Annotated in this window: 17 protein-coding genes and 1 tRNA gene; 2 read left to right on the forward strand and 16 right to left on the reverse strand. The window is 37.9% G+C overall.

The window, feature by feature from the left end:
• Positions 1–115: 115 nt before the first annotated feature.
• The 15 genes from ftsH to HMPREF2571_RS05030 form a co-directional block, all read right to left on the reverse strand.
• The gene (gene ftsH, locus HMPREF2571_RS04960; RefSeq protein WP_013989877.1) at positions 116–2,095 is read right to left on the reverse strand and encodes an ATP-dependent zinc metalloprotease FtsH; all 1,980 of its coding nucleotides are present in this window, start codon (positions 2,093–2,095) and stop codon (positions 116–118) included.
• Positions 2,096–2,114: 19 nt separating this feature from the next.
• The gene (gene hpt, locus HMPREF2571_RS04965; RefSeq protein WP_002883962.1) at positions 2,115–2,657 is read right to left on the reverse strand and encodes a hypoxanthine phosphoribosyltransferase; all 543 of its coding nucleotides are present in this window, start codon (positions 2,655–2,657) and stop codon (positions 2,115–2,117) included.
• Between the two features lie 81 nt (positions 2,658–2,738).
• Positions 2,739–4,004, reverse strand: coding sequence for a tRNA lysidine(34) synthetase TilS (gene tilS / locus HMPREF2571_RS04970; protein WP_013989876.1), 1,266 nt, complete (start codon positions 4,002–4,004; stop codon positions 2,739–2,741).
• Complete coding sequence (locus HMPREF2571_RS04975; RefSeq protein ID WP_013989875.1) at positions 4,004–5,296, reverse strand: serine hydrolase; 1,293 nt, start codon at positions 5,294–5,296, stop codon at positions 4,004–4,006. The genes tilS and HMPREF2571_RS04975 overlap by 1 nt, the downstream gene beginning before the upstream one ends.
• Positions 5,293–5,424 carry an SP_0009 family protein gene (locus tag HMPREF2571_RS04980; protein WP_002883955.1) on the reverse strand — a complete coding sequence of 44 codons (132 nt, stop codon included), beginning with the start codon at positions 5,422–5,424 and terminating at the stop codon, positions 5,293–5,295. The genes HMPREF2571_RS04975 and HMPREF2571_RS04980 overlap by 4 nt, the downstream gene beginning before the upstream one ends.
• Positions 5,424–5,795, reverse strand: coding sequence for an FtsB family cell division protein (locus HMPREF2571_RS04985; protein ID WP_002886276.1), 372 nt, complete (start codon positions 5,793–5,795; stop codon positions 5,424–5,426). The genes HMPREF2571_RS04980 and HMPREF2571_RS04985 overlap by 1 nt, the downstream gene beginning before the upstream one ends.
• Complete coding sequence (locus tag HMPREF2571_RS04990) at positions 5,779–6,054, reverse strand: RNA-binding S4 domain-containing protein (RefSeq protein ID WP_002883975.1); 276 nt, start codon at positions 6,052–6,054, stop codon at positions 5,779–5,781. Before HMPREF2571_RS04990 ends, HMPREF2571_RS04985 begins: the two co-directional genes overlap by 17 nt.
• Positions 6,055–6,239: 185 nt before the next feature.
• Entirely contained in the window at positions 6,240–9,746 is a 3,507-nt protein-coding gene (gene mfd / locus HMPREF2571_RS04995; protein ID WP_070847321.1) for a transcription-repair coupling factor, read from the reverse strand.
• Positions 9,739–10,308: an aminoacyl-tRNA hydrolase gene (pth, locus tag HMPREF2571_RS05000; RefSeq protein ID WP_013989873.1), complete on the reverse strand. Its 570-nt coding sequence runs from the start codon at positions 10,306–10,308 to the stop codon at positions 9,739–9,741. Before pth ends, mfd begins: the two co-directional genes overlap by 8 nt.
• Before the next feature lie 72 nt (positions 10,309–10,380).
• Positions 10,381–11,496, reverse strand: coding sequence for a redox-regulated ATPase YchF (gene ychF, locus HMPREF2571_RS05005; protein ID WP_002883967.1), 1,116 nt, complete (start codon positions 11,494–11,496; stop codon positions 10,381–10,383).
• A gap of 209 nt (positions 11,497–11,705) precedes the next feature.
• On the reverse strand, positions 11,706–11,897 hold the full coding sequence (locus HMPREF2571_RS05010; protein WP_002886272.1) for a DUF951 domain-containing protein: 192 nt from the start codon (positions 11,895–11,897) through the stop codon (positions 11,706–11,708).
• A gap of 51 nt (positions 11,898–11,948) precedes the next feature.
• Entirely contained in the window at positions 11,949–13,085 is a 1,137-nt protein-coding gene (gene dnaN / locus HMPREF2571_RS05015; protein ID WP_013989872.1) for a DNA polymerase III subunit beta, read from the reverse strand.
• 154 nt (positions 13,086–13,239) lie between these two features.
• A complete protein-coding gene (gene dnaA / locus HMPREF2571_RS05020) occupies positions 13,240–14,604 on the reverse strand; it encodes a chromosomal replication initiator protein DnaA (RefSeq protein ID WP_070847323.1) in 1,365 nt (454 codons plus the stop codon).
• Positions 14,605–14,842: 238 nt separating this feature from the next.
• Entirely contained in the window at positions 14,843–15,610 is a 768-nt protein-coding gene (locus HMPREF2571_RS05025) for a ParB/RepB/Spo0J family partition protein (RefSeq protein ID WP_013991348.1), read from the reverse strand.
• Between the two features lie 65 nt (positions 15,611–15,675).
• The gene (locus HMPREF2571_RS05030; RefSeq protein ID WP_013991347.1) at positions 15,676–16,911 is read right to left on the reverse strand and encodes a S1C family serine protease; all 1,236 of its coding nucleotides are present in this window, start codon (positions 16,909–16,911) and stop codon (positions 15,676–15,678) included.
• Between the two features lie 205 nt (positions 16,912–17,116).
• Between HMPREF2571_RS05030 and rlmH the strand changes: the two genes are divergently transcribed.
• Both rlmH and HMPREF2571_RS05040 read left to right on the forward strand, forming a co-directional pair.
• Positions 17,117–17,596, forward strand: a complete 480-nt coding sequence (rlmH, locus tag HMPREF2571_RS05035) for a 23S rRNA (pseudouridine(1915)-N(3))-methyltransferase RlmH (protein WP_014632473.1) — start codon at positions 17,117–17,119, stop codon at positions 17,594–17,596.
• A 15-nt stretch (positions 17,597–17,611) separates the two neighbouring features.
• Positions 17,612–18,295, forward strand: coding sequence for a YoaK family protein (locus HMPREF2571_RS05040; protein WP_013991345.1), 684 nt, complete (start codon positions 17,612–17,614; stop codon positions 18,293–18,295).
• Between the two features lie 24 nt (positions 18,296–18,319).
• On the opposite strand, the gene HMPREF2571_RS05045 is transcribed toward HMPREF2571_RS05040, so the two are convergent.
• Positions 18,320–18,393, reverse strand: a tRNA-Arg gene (locus HMPREF2571_RS05045).
• Positions 18,394–18,509: the final 116 nt, after the last annotated feature.

Genomic DNA, 18,509 nt, shown 5'->3' on the forward strand with positions numbered 1-18,509 from the left:
ATCATCTCTGACCTGTCTTGTCAATAACTTGTATTGATTTTAATTTTCTTTTTTTATAATATTTTTAATAGTATTTCTTCTCTCGATTTATCTAAAAAAAGAAGAGTAAAACTCCTTACTCTTCTTCATCTTTATTTTTATTTTCAATTCTTTCTTTGACTTCATCGTAAGATAGGGCATGATTATCTTCTTCTGAATCTCCAAGAGAATCCTCCGGCATCTTACCAGTCTCATAAATTGACTTGATTTGTGCAGCATCAAGTGTTTCATACTTAAGCAAAGCTTCTGCAATGAGAGCATGTGTTTCTCGGTTTGCATTGATAATTTCAGTTGCTTTGTCATGTGCCTCAACTAAAAGTGATCGAATTTCTTCGTCAATAAGTTGAGCTGTATGAGCTGAGTAAGACTTATCTGTCGTAAATTGTCCTGGATTCATCGCATGATTACCTTCATATTGGACTGGTCCAAGTTTTTCGCTCATACCATATTCAGTAACCATTGCACGTGCTAACTGTGTTGCTTGCTCAAAGTCATTTGAAGCGCCTGAGGTTTGAACGTTGAAAATAATTTCTTCTGCAACACGTCCACCCATAAGTCCTGCCAATTGTTCTTTTAGCTCATCTTTAGATGACAACATCTGATCCTCTTTTGGTAGAGAAATCATATAACCACCTGCGCGACCTCGTGGAACAATAGTAACCTTGTGAACATCACGAGCGCTAGAAAGTGTTAAACCAACAATTGTATGACCTGCTTCATGGTAAGCCACAACTTTACGTTCGTGTTCTGAAACTTGGCGGTCTTTCTTAGATGGTCCGGCAATAACACGATCCTCTGCTTCGTCGATATCACTAGCATCAATTCTAGTCTTACTACGTCGTGCGGCAACTAGGGCTGCTTCATTCAAGACATTCTCTAAGTCAGCTCCAACAAAACCTGGAGTTTGTTGAGCAACAACTTTAAGGTCAACATCTTCAGCCAATGGTTTATTCTTCGCATGGACTTTCAAGATAGCTTCTCGGCCTTTTACATCTGGGCGACCAACAAGAACTTTACGGTCAAAACGTCCTGGACGTAGGAGGGCTGGATCAAGAACATCACTGCGGTTGGTTGCAGCAATGACAATGATATTCTCATTCCCATCAAAACCATCCATTTCTATCAACAGTTGGTTAAGGGTTTGTTCACGTTCGTCGTTACCGCCGCCCATTCCAGTACCACGACGACGACCAACCGCATCGATTTCATCAATAAAGATAATAGCACGTTCGGCCTTCTTAGCGTCTTCAAAAAGACTACGAACACGACTTGCTCCGACACCGACAAACATCTCTACGAAATCAGAACCTGAGATACTAAAGAAAGGAACATCTGCTTCACCAGCAACAGCTTTAGCAAGCAGAGTTTTACCTGTCCCTGGAGGGCCTTCAAGGAGAACACCCTTAGGGATACGTGCACCAAGTGCTTTATATTTACGTGGATTTTTGAGGAAATCTACGACTTCTACAAGTTCTTCTTTTTCTTCTTCCGCACCAGCCACATCTGTGAAACGAACTTTAATATTCTCTTTTGATTGAGTCTTAGCACGGTTGCGGCCAAAATTCATTGCACCGCGGTTACCACCTTGATTCATCATGAAAAGGAAGAAAATAGCAATCCCAATCAAAGGTAGGTAACTAAAAAGATATGAAATCCAAGCACCACTTGAACTTTCACGTATCATTTTAACATTAACATCAGCTGCTTCTGATGCTGACTGCAATTTCTGCATGGTTGTTTCATTCTGCAGCACAGTCGATGTAAAGCTACGTGTCTCTGATGATGCACTACCTAAAAATGGGAGACTAAGGTCAGTATCAACCTTTTCAGCCTTTTTGTAGTTACCTTTAACTTCAATGATACTACCGTCTGGCTGATAAGTGATAGATTTTACCTTACCATCTTCAATTTTCTTAACCAACTGTGTGTAAGACAATTGTTGACTTGGGCTTTGGCTTCCTCCTGCAAAGTATTGTACTCCGGTTACAACCGCAATAATAACTATGATGTAGAGAAAAGCGTTCCGTAAGAAGCCATTATTATTTTTATTATTCATAAATTAATTAGACCTTTACTTATTTTGTATAAATTTCTTCTTTTAGGACACCGACATAAGGGAGGTTACGGTATTTTTCATCATAGTCTAGTCCGAAACCAACGATAAATTCATTAGGAACATCGTAACATACGTAATCTGCCTCAATATCAACAACACGACCTTCTGGTTTATCAAAAAGAGTTGCGATTTTGACTGAATTGGCTTTACGGTACTTGAACATATCTCGAAGATAAAGGAGCGTACGACCTGTATCAATGATATCTTCAATAAAAATGATGTCTCGTCCTTCAACATTAGTGTCAACATCTTTAAGAATCTTTACTTCACCGCTGCTGACAGTTCCGCCACCATAACTAGAAACGACCATAAAATCCATCTCAATATGGGTGTCGATATGTTTGATAAGTTCTGCCATAAATGGAACAGCACCTTTCAAAACACAGACTAGTAAAGGATTTTTCCCCGCATAATCCTCTGTCAATTGTTGTCCTAGTTCTTTAGTTTTAGCTACGATATCCTCTTGGGAAAAGAGGACTTTTTTAATGTCTTTTTCTAACATTTGGGTTCCCTTTCTCGAAGTCAATATTCTGTTATTATACCACTTTTACTTCAATCATCGTTATTTGAACATGGTATTTGATTAGAAATTCTTATAAATGACTACAGTGCCATAAAGTATAGCATTTTCAGGTCTTTTTTTCAAATAGAGACGCCCAGCAACATAAAGAAAAATAATCTGATCATCTTGTTCTCCTATAATGGCTTTTTGACGATCCTTCTCTAAAATCTTATTGTCTATAAATAGTCGTCTTAATTTTTTATGGTGACTACCAAGGTCAATCTTGTCGCCTTCTTTTCTATGACGAATCACTATAGGAGAATCTGACCAAATACTAATAGTATCTGCGTTAGAAACGTCATTGAATTCTGAAAAAGTCAAGGTATAATCCTCAAACTCAACAGATTTTCCAAATTCTAAGAGACAAGGAGGGGATAAAGAGATAGCCTCTTCTTTCCTTATAAGGAAAGAAGTCTGTGTTTTTACTAGTTCGTAACCATTTTTTAGGGGGATCTTTCCTGAAACATTTTTCCTTAGATAACTTATCAATTGATTAAATTGGCCTTTAGAAAGCTGTAAATCAGGAAAGGTATCTAAATAGTTCTGAAGAAGAAAGAGCTGGACAGCATCTGACTGTTGCTGAAAAACAGATAAATCAGTGATAGTAATATCCTTTGTTAACTCCTCTAGAGCTTGCTTCATAAGACCAATCTCCTCGGCTAAAAGACAAAGGTGTTCCTTAAATTTAGGATTTTCCTGAGATAAGGTAGGAAGATAGGTCAGTCTGATACGATTCCGAAGATAGGCTAGTGACGTATTACTCCTATCTTCAAAATGGAAAGTTACGGGAAGCTGATCTTTCGTAAGATGCAAAAAGGGACGAATAATCTGACCAGTGCCAAATGGTCTGATAGCTGAAATTCCTGTCAGGTGTCTTAAACGACTTCCTCTCAACAGTCTCATAAAAATCGTCTCTGCCTGATCATCTGCATGATGGGCTGTCACAAGAGCAGAGTAATCATAATCTTTCATGACTCGCTTAAAAAACTCATATCGAAAGGTACGGGCGGCATTTTCTGAAAACTTTCCTGAGAAGGCACTATAGTGAAAAGGGACCTTATGTTCCTTTGCCCAATGACGTAAATATGCTTCTTCATGCTCTGACTCTTGTCGTTGTTTATGGTTAACGTGAGCAATCCCCAACTGAATATCCAAATCTTTTTGATGGTTATACAAAAAGTGCAGCAAACTCATAGAGTCTGCTCCACCTGATACTGCTACTAAAATTTTCTTGTGCTGGTTAAAATAACCCTTGGCTTGCATCATTTGCAACAATTTTTGTGTCATTATTTTAAAATTCCATAAACATCATCTGCAATTGAGGTGATTTTGTCATAGCCCTCTTTATCCGTAAAAATCGATAGAATAAAGGGAGAATCTGCATAAACAATAGCGACGTCATGTTTAAAGTCGTAGGCATCACCAATTTTATGAGCGACGGGAACATCAATGTTTTTGGAAATACGTTCGCCATCATAGTCCGTACTTGAAAGATAATTGATAATATCTCCATTTTGTCTATAAACAGCCTCCATCAAAGTACCCGCGGCTCTAGCAGTCAACTCCTTTTTATCCATATTCCACGAAGTCGCTGCGGCTTTATCTACTGATTTTTGGAAGGCCTTGTCATACTGATTAGTTACATAATAACCTAATATATTTGTCGCTACATTATCTGAGTTTTGGGCTACAGCCTTTAACAGATTTTCCAAGCTGTAATTCTTATCATCAGGCATCTTACTAATCTTTCCAGAACCATCTGGATCATAGGCACCTGGAAAACCATTTACAGCAGAGGTATATTGATACTCATCTGATAATGATAATTTTTTTTGAGACAGACGTTCCTGTGCATAATAAAGTACTCCAAGCTTGGCTACGCTAGCTGCATACATGCTTTTTTCGTCATTGATAGCAGCTACTCGGTCCGTATCAAGCTGTTTAACATAAACTGAGATGCGCTCTTGATTGTTATACTTCTCATTAAGGACTTTTTGAACAGCCTCGATGCGATTGTCAGTCGTTGATAAATCAGAAGCGTTAATCCACCCCTCTCCGTCTACCAAATAGTAGGTCCCTGCATGCGTCTGAGCTGCTTGGCTAACCTTAATGGGTTTAAAACTAGCGAGTTTGGAGTCAGCTTTTTCAGTTCCTAAAACGTAAGGTTCTTTGTATACCGTTAAACCATCTTTAGTCCAGAAGGTCATATCTACTGGTTTTTGATTATAGATACTGTTGTCTACAATTGATTTCTGACTAGCGGCTACATAATCACCATCTTGAAGTTGGAAAACAGGCTCACCTTTAGCATTCCAAAAAATAGCAGAAATCGATAGTTTGGTATCCGCTTGGATACTGGTTTTAAATTCTGTTAAATCCTTGTTCTTGTAAGTTAGGATAGTTGTTATCGTTCTTGGATTTCTAGGAATCTGTTTAAATTGAGTCAAGCTAGCTGTAGTATTTTGAGTCAATTTTTGGACCTGTTTTGGGGTCAGAGTTAGCTCCTTCTCCATAGGAAGTAAGACTAGAGGACTAGAAGATACAAGCACAACAGTTGCAGCTATTAAGAGCTTTTTCATGCTTGCTTCTTCACCTCCTCTTTCCTCGGTAATTCCGTTTTAAGTTGCTGATTTTTTTCTGATAGTTCCTCTAACTTGGCTTCTGAATAGGTTAAAAAAGTTTCTACAGTTTTAAGTAAATCTTTCATTAGGGTAATAAGCTTGGTACAGGATAGATTGACTCTCCTTCACGTGAATAATAGTACTTAGCACGCGCATATTTCTCGGCGAAAGCATCATCCTTAAGTTTCTTAGCCAAATCCTTTCGTTCCTTTGTCTGATCCGACAATTTATCATAGTCTTTCTGAAGCGACAAGACTTCCTTCTCTTGCTGTTTGATATTCATATAGGTCTCAACCAGATTATAGGTTGGCAAGATAAAGAGTAAAACAACCACAAAAAGAATCCACCCCATAAAGCGATTCCTTTGTTCGTGTTCGGCACGCTCTAATCGTTGCTCTTGATTGGCATTATCAATGTAATCGTTCGTAAGCTGTACAATATTAGGCTTCTTGCTCATCTGCTTCAATCCTTGTTTCACTTATAATCTCGTACATTTTTGCCGCATCTTCTTTTTTAGTACTGTCTTTCATTTCTAAAACACGGACAGTTAGAAGTTTATTTCCAAAACGAACTTCCACTTGGTCACCAATTTTTAAATCTGTAGATGACTTAGCGAGTACTCCATTTACTTTTATACGTCCTTTATCAGCCACTTCTTTAGCAACTGGACGGCGTTTGATAATTCGTGATACTTTTAAATATTTGTCTAATCTCAATGTTACTATTTCCTTTTCGTTAGGATATCTCTTCTATGATAGCATTTTTTTGAGAAAATAGGGGACTAAAGCCTTTTTAAGTACAAAAATAAGAGAATCGACACTAGTCGACCCTCTCAGGAGATTTATGAAAAAGAAAAGTTTTAGGATGTTTTATAGTATAGAGAAACTTACTTAAACTTTCCTTAAGCTTCTTTTTTTTCTTTACGTTCTTTGATTTCCATAAATGTCTGACCAAAAATCTTTAATTCTTCAAGAATTTCATAGTCTTTCTTGTTACGAACATCAAAAGTAATCTCTACTTTCCCCTGATTATCACTGATTTTTGCTTTTAAATGCGTTTTAGAGATGGCTTCGAAATAGTCTTGAGTCAAGAAGAATTTAAGAGAGGCTTTTTCGAAACGAACAATAATAGTATCGTTCTTACGCTCGACTAATTCTGCAAAGGCAGCATCCAAATAGGCCTTAACCAGACCAATCTCAATGAGATAGGCAACTTGGTCTGGATATTCTCCAAAGCGGTCAATAAGCTCATCTTGAAGGTCTTGATAGTCTTTCTGATTCTCAATTTCTCGAATACGCTTATAAATTTCAATTTTTTGGCGCTCGTCAGAAATATAGTCGGAAGGGAGGTAAGCATCAATCTGAAGATTGAACTCTGCATTTCCTTTACGGCGAACTTGAATTTTACCTTGACGTTTATTGATAGCCTCTTCCAGGAGTTGTGAGTACATTTCGAACCCGACTGAGTCGATGAATCCACTTTGAGAAGCACCAAGAATGTTCCCGGCACCACGAATTGATAAATCACGCATGGCAATTTTGAAACCTGATCCCAGTTCTGTAAATCCCTTAATGGCATCCAATCGCTTCTCAGAAACTTCCGTCAACACTTTGTCAGGACGATACATGAGATAGGCATAAGCAATTCGATTACTACGCCCCACACGACCTCTCAACTGATAAAGAGTAGATAAGCCCATATGATCTGCATTCTCAATAAAGAGAGTATTAACGTTGGAGATATCAATCCCTGTCTCGATAATAGTCGTTGCTACCAAAACATCGTAATCACCATTCAAGAAATCCAAGAGGGTATTCTCCAACATAACCTCACTCATCTGACCATGAACAAATCCGATACTTGCTTCAGGGACCAGCTCATGTAGTTCAGAAACTTTTTGATCAATGGTTTCAACACGATTATAAACATAAAAAATCTGGCCGCCTCGGTCCATCTCTCTTAATATCGCTTCTCGAATAAGACCAGGATTGGTTTCCATAACGTAAGTTTGAACTGGATAACGGTTGGTAGGTGCTGTCTCAATAATCGACAAATCACGAATACCTAACATAGACATATGAAGCGTACGAGGAATAGGTGTCGCAGTTAGGGTAAGGACATCAACCTTAGCTTTCAACTCCTTAAGTTTCTCTTTATGCTTCACGCCAAAACGTTGTTCTTCATCAATTACTAGCAAGCCTAAATCAGAAAACTTAACATCTTTGGACAGCAGGCGGTGGGTACCGATAATAATATCAATACGCCCTTTAGCTAGATTTTCAATAGTCTCATTTTGCTCTTTTTTACTTCTAAAACGACTGAGTTCATCTACTTCAACGGCATGATTTTCAAAACGTTCTTTAAAATTCAAATAGTGCTGATGGGCAAGAACTGTTGTAGGAACTAGGATAGCAACTTGCTTTCCATCATTGACCGCCTTGAAGGCAGCACGCATAGCTACCTCTGTCTTACCAAAACCAACATCACCTACCAAGAGACGATCCATGGGTTTGTCTGACTCCATGTCTGCCTTAATTTCCTTGATAGAACGCAATTGATCCTCTGTCTCAGCATAGGCAAAATCATCTTCGAAATCCCTTTGGTTATCATCATCTGGTGAAAAAGCAAAACCTTTAAGTTGACTACGCTCAGCATAAAGTTTTAAGAGATCATCGGCAATATCCTCTACTTGCTTGCTTACTTTTTGTTTAGTCTTTTGGAAACGCCCATCATTGAGTTTATTAATTTTAGGTTCTTTTCCGTCCGCTGATACATACTTAGAGAGACTCTCAATCTGCTCAACAGGTAGAGAAATTGTTGCAGCATCCTGATATTGGATGGTCAAGTAGTCACGATGCACCCCTTTAATCTCAATAGTCTCAATACCTTTAAATTGACCGATACCATGAGTCTGGTGTACAACATAATCACCTTTTTCAAGTTCATTGTAATCTTTGAGACGCTCTGCATTGGAAACGTGACTGGCACGCGCACGACGTTTTACTTTTTTATGAAAAATCTCACGTTCAGTGACAAGAACAAGCTTTTCATCCGCAAAGTAAAAACCATTGGATAAGTTTCCTAAGACTAACTGAGGCTTATGAGGTATCAAATCTCCAAAACTACTAAGGGGTAAATCTAAATCATATTCTTCCAAGGTTTCCTTCAAAGATTTGAGCTGCTTCTCAGACCCCACTTGTAAAATAACTGTGGCCTTATTCTTGGTATAGCGATGTATTTCATCAACTAGAAGTGGAAACTGGTTAAAGAACTCCTGCATAGGGTATTGCGTGAATTGATACAACTTATCAAATTTAAGATTTCCCAATCCCTTATGAAAATTCGAAAAGAAACTAGCTGGCTGATAGTTACGTAAAGTCTTAAATGAATCCACTAAGTAATTTAGATGACTCAGAGACTTGCCCTGATGAAGATCCTCAGTTAAAAGATTAGCCACTTCCAACTCAAGACGTCCATGGCGGTCCACTATCTTTTGAAAATCATCAATGAAGACAGGAGTTCCCTTTGGAAGGTAGTCAAATAAGGTGTAAGCATTATCATAAAAGAGAGACAAAAACTTACGTAAATCTTTATGACGGTAACCATCAATCGTAACCGACAGAACCTCCTCAAGGTAAGCTTTATGAGGACCTTCTGCCTTTGAGACCGCACTTTCTAGGGACTTCTCAGCACGTTGGTAATCTTCTCTTGTTAAGATAATATCATCTGCCGGAGATACGATAATATGCTCTAAATTATCTAAAGATTTCTGACTATCGCTATCAAACTGACGAATACCATCAATCTCATCTCCAAAAAATTCTAAACGGTAGGGGAGTTCTGCAGTCAGTTCATAAATATCTAAAATATCGCCCCTACGACTAAACTCACCAGGTGAGAGAACCTGCTCTACCCTTTGGTATCCAATATGAGTAAGATGCTTACTGAGAGCCTTTAAATCATGTTCCTCCCCTAGTGTTAAGTCAATGCGATAGTCTTTATAAACCTCAGGATTAGGCAAATGTAACTTAGTACCAACTAAACTCGTAACCAAGATTCCACTTGACTCTTTATCCATTAAAAAATTAAGACTTTCGAGACGAGAATGGGTCTTTTCTGGAGAAGCGAAGATAAACTCTGCAGCTACTACATCATCTGCAAAAAAAGAATAAACCTTATCCTCTCCTAAGATAGCTGACAAATCTCCTGTTAGTTGCTCAGCTTCATTTTGTGTTGAAGTAACGATTAGAATCTTAGGAACCTGCTCAGAAAGGGCAGATGCCATGACAACTGCCTTGCTGGAACCAGAAAATCCCATAACCAACTGCCTACTCAATAGGGTTGCTTTATCACGCCACTCAAGCAATTGATGATTCTTCTCAAAAAGATCTAATAGGGTATTAGCCATTATAACGCCTCATAGTGTCTTCGAAATCATTTGTTTTAAGGTAATGATTGAGGGCCGTCTCTACCTTGTCTAAAGTCAGTAAAATTGTGGCATAATCATCTTCACTAAATTTTCCAAGGACATGATTAACGACCGTCATTCCTTTCTGTGGGCGGCCAATACCAATTTTTATACGGTCAAATTCTTGAGTGCCAGTTTCAGCAATGATAGATTTAATCCCATTATGACCACCTGCTGAACCTTTTTGACGAAAGCGCAATTTCCCAACTTCCATATCTAAGTCATCGTAAATAACGATAAAATCCTCCATGGGAATATTGTAATAAGCTAGCAATGCTCTAACAGCTAGACCAGATAGATTCATAAAGGTCGTTGGTTTCACAAAATAAACCTTTTCACCGTTTAAAAAGGTCGAAGCCACTTCAGCCTTAAAGGTCTTTTCTTCAGAAAAGGTTAATCCCAGTTCCTTAGCCATTAGGTCAATAGCCATAAACCCAACATTGTGACGTGTCTCATGGTATTTTGAACCAGGATTTCCCAAGCCAACTACTAATTTTGTCATTATTTCTCCTCTTTGATAAACAGCAAAAGGACTGAAAAATACTTTTCAGCCTTGTGCACTATTTTTTATTTTCTAAACGTTGAAACGGAATTCCATGATGTCGCCATCTTGAACAACATATTCTTTTCCTTCTTCACGAAGGCGACCAGCTTCCTTAACAGCTTTCTCAGAACCATATTTAATAAGATCATCGTAAGACATGGTTACGGCACGGATAAAGCCTTTCTCGAAGTCAGAGTGGATAATTCCTGCTGCTTGTGGAGCCTTGATGCCGCGTTTAAAGGTCCAAGCACGCACTTCTTTCTCACCAGCAGTAAAGTAAGTTCCTAGGCCAAGCAAGTGATAGGCTGCGCGTGTCAGTTTATCAACTCCTGATTCTGTCAAACCAAGGTCTTCCAAGAACATTTCTTTGTCTTCATCATCCAATTCAGAAATTTCTTCCTCAACACGTGCAGAGATAACAACTACTTCTGCATTTTCAGTCGCTGCAAACTCACGAATTTGTTTGACATAATCAATATCATCAGGATTTGCGACTTGGTCTTCATCAACGTTAGCCACATAAAGTACTGGTTTTGTTGTCAAGAGGAAGAGTCCCTTAACAATTTTTTGCTCTTCCTCAGTAAAATCAATCGTACGTGCAGACTTACCATCTTCTAGAACAGGTTTAATCTTTTGAAGAATATTAAACTCTGCCACAGAATCTTTATCTTTTTGTGTACGCGCAATTTTTTCGACACGCGCATAACGTTTGTTAATTGATTCAAGGTCAGCCAAAATCAATTCTAGGTTAATTGTATCAATATCAGCCATTGGATCTACAAAGGCATCCTCACGCCCTTGTTCACGCATAACATTTTCATCATCGAAAGCACGAACCACATGGACAATCGCATCTACTTCACGAATGTTCGCCAAGAACTTATTTCCAAGACCTTCACCCTTTGATGCTCCTTTTACGATACCCGCAATATCTGTGAACTCAAATGTGGTTGGAACTGTCTTTTTAGGGGTAATAAGTTCAGTCAGTTTCGTCAAACGCTCGTCTGGTACCTCAACCATTCCGACGTTTGGATCAATTGTCGCGAAAGGATAGTTAGCAGCTTCCGCACCCGCTTTTGTAATTGCATTGAAAAGAGTTGATTTACCAACGTTTGGCAAACCAACGATACCTGCTGTTAAAGCCATTAATTTATTTCTCCATAAAAAAGTAATTCAGTTAATTATAACACAAAAATTGTTAAAAATAGGCAACTTCCCTTTGAGAATCATAAAAAGGAAAGCAAGTCAAAGAATGCTATAAAGAAGATAATTAGGGACTCTAGAAAGTTTTTATATTGCTAGTAAACTAATTTTCTTAACACAAGAACCTCATTATATAGACTCCCCAATGTCTGTTATAAAACCTTCTTAAGTTTCTTTTCGAAATCATGACGACTCATCATAACCACATGATCACAATTCGTACAACGAATCTTAATGTCAGCTCCAAGACGGGTCACTTCCCATTCATTAGCTTTTTTTCCTGTTGCTTTGATGGTACAAGCATGTGGTTTTTTCATTTCAACTAAACTTCCAATTTGGTACATAAACTCCCTCTCTAGTAAAAAAGTTATCCACAGTGGATAACTTTTTCGATTTTAGTTTGTTCTTACAGGTGTAATCAATTGAATAAAATTCTCACTGTCATCTGCTGGCGTCAAAGTAAATGGACGCACTGGTGAAATGAAACGTACACGGACAGTCTCACTCTTAAGAGCTTTCAAAGCATCTATTAGGTAGGTTGGGTTGAAACTAATGACCAAATCACTACCTGAAACATCTTGCACGTCAATATCCTCATTCACCTTTCCGACTTCTGGCGAATTAACATGGGCACTGACACTGCCATTGAGGATTTCGAGTTTGACGGTACCACTTTGACTAGCATTAGAAATCAAATATGAACGTTCCATAGCAGAACGAAGGCTAGCTGTCTCGAAGACAACTTCTGTTTCAAATGAATCAGACAAGAGACGATTCGTGTCTGGATAATTTCCTTCAAGTAGACGTGTATAGAAAGAAATTGTTTCACTACGGAATAGAATTTGATTTGCTGAGAAGAAAACCTCTAAGTTTTCAATATCATCGCTAAAGACTGCCGATAATTCTTTAAGTGAGCGACTTGGGATTACAACATCAAAGTTATCTGCAGAATGCTCTAAAACAAGTTGGCGTTGGCTCATACGGTGAGAGTCCGTTGCTACAGCTTTGAGATCTTTATGATTTGAAAGAACGAAGTGAACCCCAGTTAAAATTGGACGACTTTCTTGTGTACTTGCTGCGAATGAAGTTTCAGCAATGATAGATTTTAACACTTTTGTGTCCATGAGTAATGGCGTCAAGCTATCAACTTCCTGAATACGGGGATATTGTTCAACATCTTTCCCTTTCAAGGTAATTTCTGATTTACCACTTTTCAGTAAAACTTGGTATTGTTCAATTTCTTCAAAAGTAAGGGTAACATCAGGCAAGCTTGAGACAACATTAATGAAAAAGTTGGCTTCCAAAAGGATACTACCTGGCTGTGTAATTAATAGGCCTGCATTTTCTTCTGAAACTGAGATACTATTTTCAATTGAGATTTGCCCATTTGATCCTGTCAAATAGATACCATCACTGGTAACTTCGATTTTAATCGCTGATAGAATTGGGATAGCATTTTTAGAAGAAATAGCACGACGAGTCGTATGAAGTGCTTGTAAGAAATAAGCTTTATTAATCGCAAATTGAATCATGATGCTCCTTTATTTTATTAGTATTATTTTAGTAGTAGTAGTAGGTCTTGTGGACACTGTGCATAAGTCTACAAAACATAGTTTTATCAATGCTTTAAACTTGTGCACAGCCTGTGGAAAAGTTTGGATAATTTTCAATAGTTATCCACAAGTGTCATTTTATCTTGTTTTTGATGGTATCAATTTCAATGCGTAAACTGTCATCTTGAGCAATCATATTTTTGATTTTATTGTATGCATGTAGGACAGTTGAGTGATCTCTTCCTCCAAATTCTTTTCCAATTTTTGGAAGGGAGTTATCAGTCATTTCACGCGCAAGATACATGGCTACCTGACGTGCCAAGACAATATTTTGTGTTCGTTTAGTTGCTTTAATCTCTTTTACTGTGACATTATAAAATTTTCCTACCTCAGTTTGGATATCCTCAATCGGAATAAGAGTTAACTTAGGACCATCCATTTTACGTGCGCGAATGGCTTCAGCAGCTACTTCAACTGTGATAGTATCTAACTGGCGAACATTGGCAACTAAGCTAATATCTTTTAAGGCTCCTTCTAGGTCACGGACATTTGAATCAAATTGGCCAGCTAAATACTCAATTGTTTCAGGAGGAAAATGATAATCATAGTCCATAATCTTATTAGTAAGAATGGCCACTCGCGTTTCAAAATCAGGTGGTGTGATGTTGACGGTTAACCCCCATTTAAAGCGCGTGACAAGACGCTCTTCCATCTCGTTCAATTGATCTGGATTACGGTCGCTGGTCAGGACAATTTGTTTATTATTATTGTGAAGGACATTGAAAGTATTGAAAAATTCCTCTTGAGTGGCTTGAGTTGATTTTTTAGCCAATGATTGAATATCATCAATTAAGAGAACGTCCAGATGACGGTATTTAAGTTTTAGTTCATCCATTTTATCTAAACGGATATGGACAACAAATTCATTAATGAAATTCTCTGCAGTAATGTATTTGATACGTGCTTGAGGATTATCATGTAAGACCTTGTTACCAATGGCATTGAGTAAGTGAGTTTTTCCGAGACCAGGTCCTCCATAAATAAATAGAGGGTTATACGTAGCTCCTGGTGAATCAGCTACAGCTAAAGATGCAGCAACTGACCAACGGTTTTCATCCCCCTGAATAAAATTATCAAAGGTGTATTTACTATTTAAGTCAGAGTCCAATGTAGGAAGAGCAGGTGTTTGCGGTTCCTTTTTATTGCCAAAGTCATTGTTTGTTACAGTTGAATTTGCCTCGTTTAAGAGTGCTTCGTCAAAGACGTACTCAACTTTGATTTCACTATTATAGACTTCAAAACCAGCCATCAAAATGAAAGATTGCATATTCTTTTCCCAGAATAGCTTTTTGACTTCCTCAAGCAGAATTGTAGCAACGTTATCTTGAACTTTGATGAGCTTGGTATCTAGGACATAATAATCAAAAGTGGCTTGTGTTAGTTCCTCTTTGGCCAGCTCTAAGAGCTTATTCCAAAAAAAATGCTCTTTTTCGGTCATTCCATCAATTCTCCTTCTTTATTCTTGTTCTCTGATTCTATCATAAAACAAAAAAGTTTTCCACAGGTCCGGAGATAAAAGTTCCTTAAGTTATCCACAAACTAAAAAAAGCAATTCACATTGTGCACAAGAGTTATCCACAAGTTGTGAATAAAAAAAGAAACCCTCTCAAATAAAGGGAGGGCAACCATTTTATGATGTGGATAAGTTTGTTTCTTTTTTCTCCTCAATTCACAGGTCAAATAAGCTTGTTGATAATTCTGTTAAAATCTTCTTCTGTCGAAAAGTGGATCTGAATAGTTCCAGAGTGATTTTTGTGATAACGAAGAGTAACGGGGAGACCAAGTGATTTTTCAAGTTCTTTTTCTTTATCTTTTATATGAATATCTTTTTTTGATTTTTGTTTTTTTGGAAGTTCTTGAAGTCTTTTTTCCAGGGTACGAACAGACCATTTTTCAGTAAGGACCTGATGATAGATAGTTAGTTGCTTTTTTGTATCCTCAACAGCTAAAAGTGCTCTAGCATGTCCTTGACTCAGTTTGCCATTTTCGATACTTGTCTGTATCTCTTTGGGAAGTTGGAGGAGTCTAAGAGCGTTACTGATATAGGGTCTGGATTTCCCCATAGCTTTCGCCAGTTCCTCGTGACTATAAGCTAGCTCATTAATTAAACTACGATAGGCCTTTGCTTCTTCAATGGGATTGAGATTCGATCGTTGTAAATTTTCAATAATAGCTTGTTTACGACTCTCTTGATCTGTAACTTCCTTTACAACTGCAGGGATTTCTGTCATTCCTAGACGTTTACAGGCACGTAAACGTCTTTCCCCAGCAATTAGTTCATAACCAATAATATCCGATTTTCGGACAATGATTGGCTGTATTAGTCCATTTTCTGCAATCGATTGGCTTAGCTCCGCTAATTCTTCATCAGAGAACTCTATACGAGGTTGAAAAGGATTGGGATAGATGTCACTAATAGGTAAAGCTTTGAGTTGTTCTTGCATGTTATTCCTTTCCAAAAAAGACCTTTACATTATTGTAAAGGTCTTTTGACAGATTTGTCAATGACTTAGTCAGACAAGTCTTCTGTAGATTTTGTTAATTTAAGTTCTTCAGTTTTCTTCTCTTTACCACGATAGAAGGTTACCTTGATTGTATCTCCGATACTATGGCTGTAAAGATTGGTTTGAATATCAGTTTTTGAGCTGATTTCCTTACCGTCAATTTCAGTGATAACATCATTTTCTTGAAGTTTACCGTCAGCTGGCATACCTTTTTGAACGCTGCCGACTACAACTCCAGCTTTCACATCATCTGGTAAATCTAATTTAGAAGTTGCACTGCTAGAAAGGCTGTTAAGATCGGCCATTGAGATTCCTAGGGCTGGTCGTGTAACTTTACCGTCTTTTTCCAATTGATTGATGATTTCGACAACATCGTTTGATGGAATGGCAAATCCCATACCTTCAACGGCGCTACCAGCGACTGCTGACGTTGATGAAATTTTACTTGAGTTAATACCGATAACTTGTCCTTCGATATTGACTAAGGCACCACCTGAGTTACCAGGGTTAATGGCAGCATCTGTTTGGATAGCATTTGTTGAAACAGTTTCACCATTGTCGTTTTGCATAGTTACGGTACGGCTAAGGCTAGAAACGATTCCCTCTGTTACTGAGTTGGCGTATTCGGTACCAAGTGGGCTACCGATAGCAATTGCCTTCTCACCGACTGTGAGAGAGTTTGAGTCTGCAAATTCCGCTACGGTTTTAATTTTATCTGAAGAAACTTTGACAACTGCTAGGTCAGAGTAAGTATCTTTACCAACGAGTTCACCAGTAATTTTTGATCCATCTGAAAGCATGATTTCAAGTTTTTTAGCGCCATCGACAACGTGGTTGTTGGTTACGATATAAGCCTCTTTACCATCCTTTTTGTAGATAACACCGGAACCTTCACCAGCGACTTGTAACCCATCAGAATCTTTTGATTTGTCTTGGCTAGAGTCAGAACTATCATCTCCACCAAAGATACGGCCATAAAGTTCATTTAGAGAATCTGAAGATGACCCTTCTTGGTAATTGATGACAGAAACAACGGCATTTTGTACTTTCTTAACAGCTTTAGTTGTATCTGTTGTATTATTGTATACGGTCTTAGCTGTTTTAACACCTGTATCTGTTGAATTGGTAAAAGATACCCCTGCTGCTGTTAGTAGGATAAAGGCACCTAGCAAACCACCGAGCAAGCCAATAACAAGCATTGCAATTGGCGCTACTATTTTTTTCCAGTTAAATTTTTTCACGTTTAGTCCTCCTTTTTGATAAGCATATCAAAGTAAGCTTAATTATATCATAAAGTGATTTTAAAGAACAGTTATCAACAGTCTGTGGATAAGTTTCAAAAAGTGTAGATAAGAAGTTATTTTATAGGGATAACTAAAGATTCTTAACAGGAAAAAGGTGTGGATAAGGTGTTAAAAGATTGTGGATATGTGCTATAATAAGCCTATGAAAGTTAAATTGATTACCGTTGGAAAATTGAAAGAAAAATATTTGAAAGATGGCATTGCGGAGTATGTCAAACGACTAGGACGCTTTACAAAATTTGAGTCTATAGAATTAACGGATGAAAAGACCCCAGATAATGCAAGCGAAGCTGAAAATAAAGCTATCCTAGACAAAGAGGGACAGCGTATCTTGGCTAAAGTAGGTGATCGTGATTATGTCATTGCCTTAGCTATTGAAGGAAAACAATTTCCCTCAGAACAATTTGCTAAAGAGTTAGAGCAAGCGACTCTTAGAGGCTATTCAGATATTACTTTTATTATAGGGGGAAGTTTGGGACTCTCTCCTACAGTGAAAAAGAGGGCTAATCAATTAATGAGTTTTGGTCTCTTAACGTTCCCTCATCAGCTTATGCGCCTTGTATTAGTAGAGCAAATTTATCGCGCATTCATGATTCAGCAGGGAAGTCCTTACCATAAGTAGAAGAAGGAAACAGACATGTTCAGAATGAAAAAACGCTCCTATCGTGTTTTTGAAGGATTACGGGTAGCAACTCTAGTGAGTTATATAGGGGGCTTCATTGATGCCTATACTTACAATACTCAAGACGGAAGATTTGCAAGTATTCAGACAGGTAATCTCCTTTATTTGGTTATTCATCTTGTTGAGGGGCATATTGCAAGAGCTTTCAGCTATGTGATACCTATTTTTTTCTTTGTTTTAGGTCAGTTTTTTGTTTTTTTTGTTAAGAAGTGGCTCATTAACCATAAATGGGGATGGCATTTGCAAGCGATTAGACTTGCCTTTCTCTTGATGACTATTCTCGCCATTATTACACCTTACGTTGATTCTACTATTACGATTGCAGGCTTGGCATTTTTTGCCTCTCTTCAGGTAGGGATTTTTAAGCGCGTCAGAGGGGTAAATTATGCTTCCTTCATGATGACTGGTAATATTACGAATACCTCTTTAACCGTTGCCAGGGCTATTGACGAGGGGGATCCCAAAGTGCTTAAACAAGCTTCTTACACTACTATTATCATCTTTACATTTATGGTAGGAGTTGCAGCCTCAACTTGGTTTGCTCAATATTTACATGAATACAGCCTATATACGACTTTGCTTCCCTTATTTGTTTTAAATTATTTCCTATTTATCGAGGCAAAAGAAAAACGCAACTAGAGGTTCTAGATTGCGTTTTTTATCTGATCCCAGCAGGATTCGAACCTGCGACCGTTCGCTTAGAAGGCGAATGCTCTATCCAGCTGAGCTATGGGACCAATAACTCTATTAGTTTACAAAATATATAGCAACATGTCAATACTTTGTAAAAGCAAGATAAAAACTAACGTAAAATTCGAATAAATTGCCCTATTGTAAAATGAAGTGCAACACA

The sequence above is a fragment of the Streptococcus sp. HMSC068F04 genome (assembly GCF_001837455.1).
Lineage (GTDB): Bacteria > Bacillota > Bacilli > Lactobacillales > Streptococcaceae > Streptococcus > Streptococcus salivarius_D.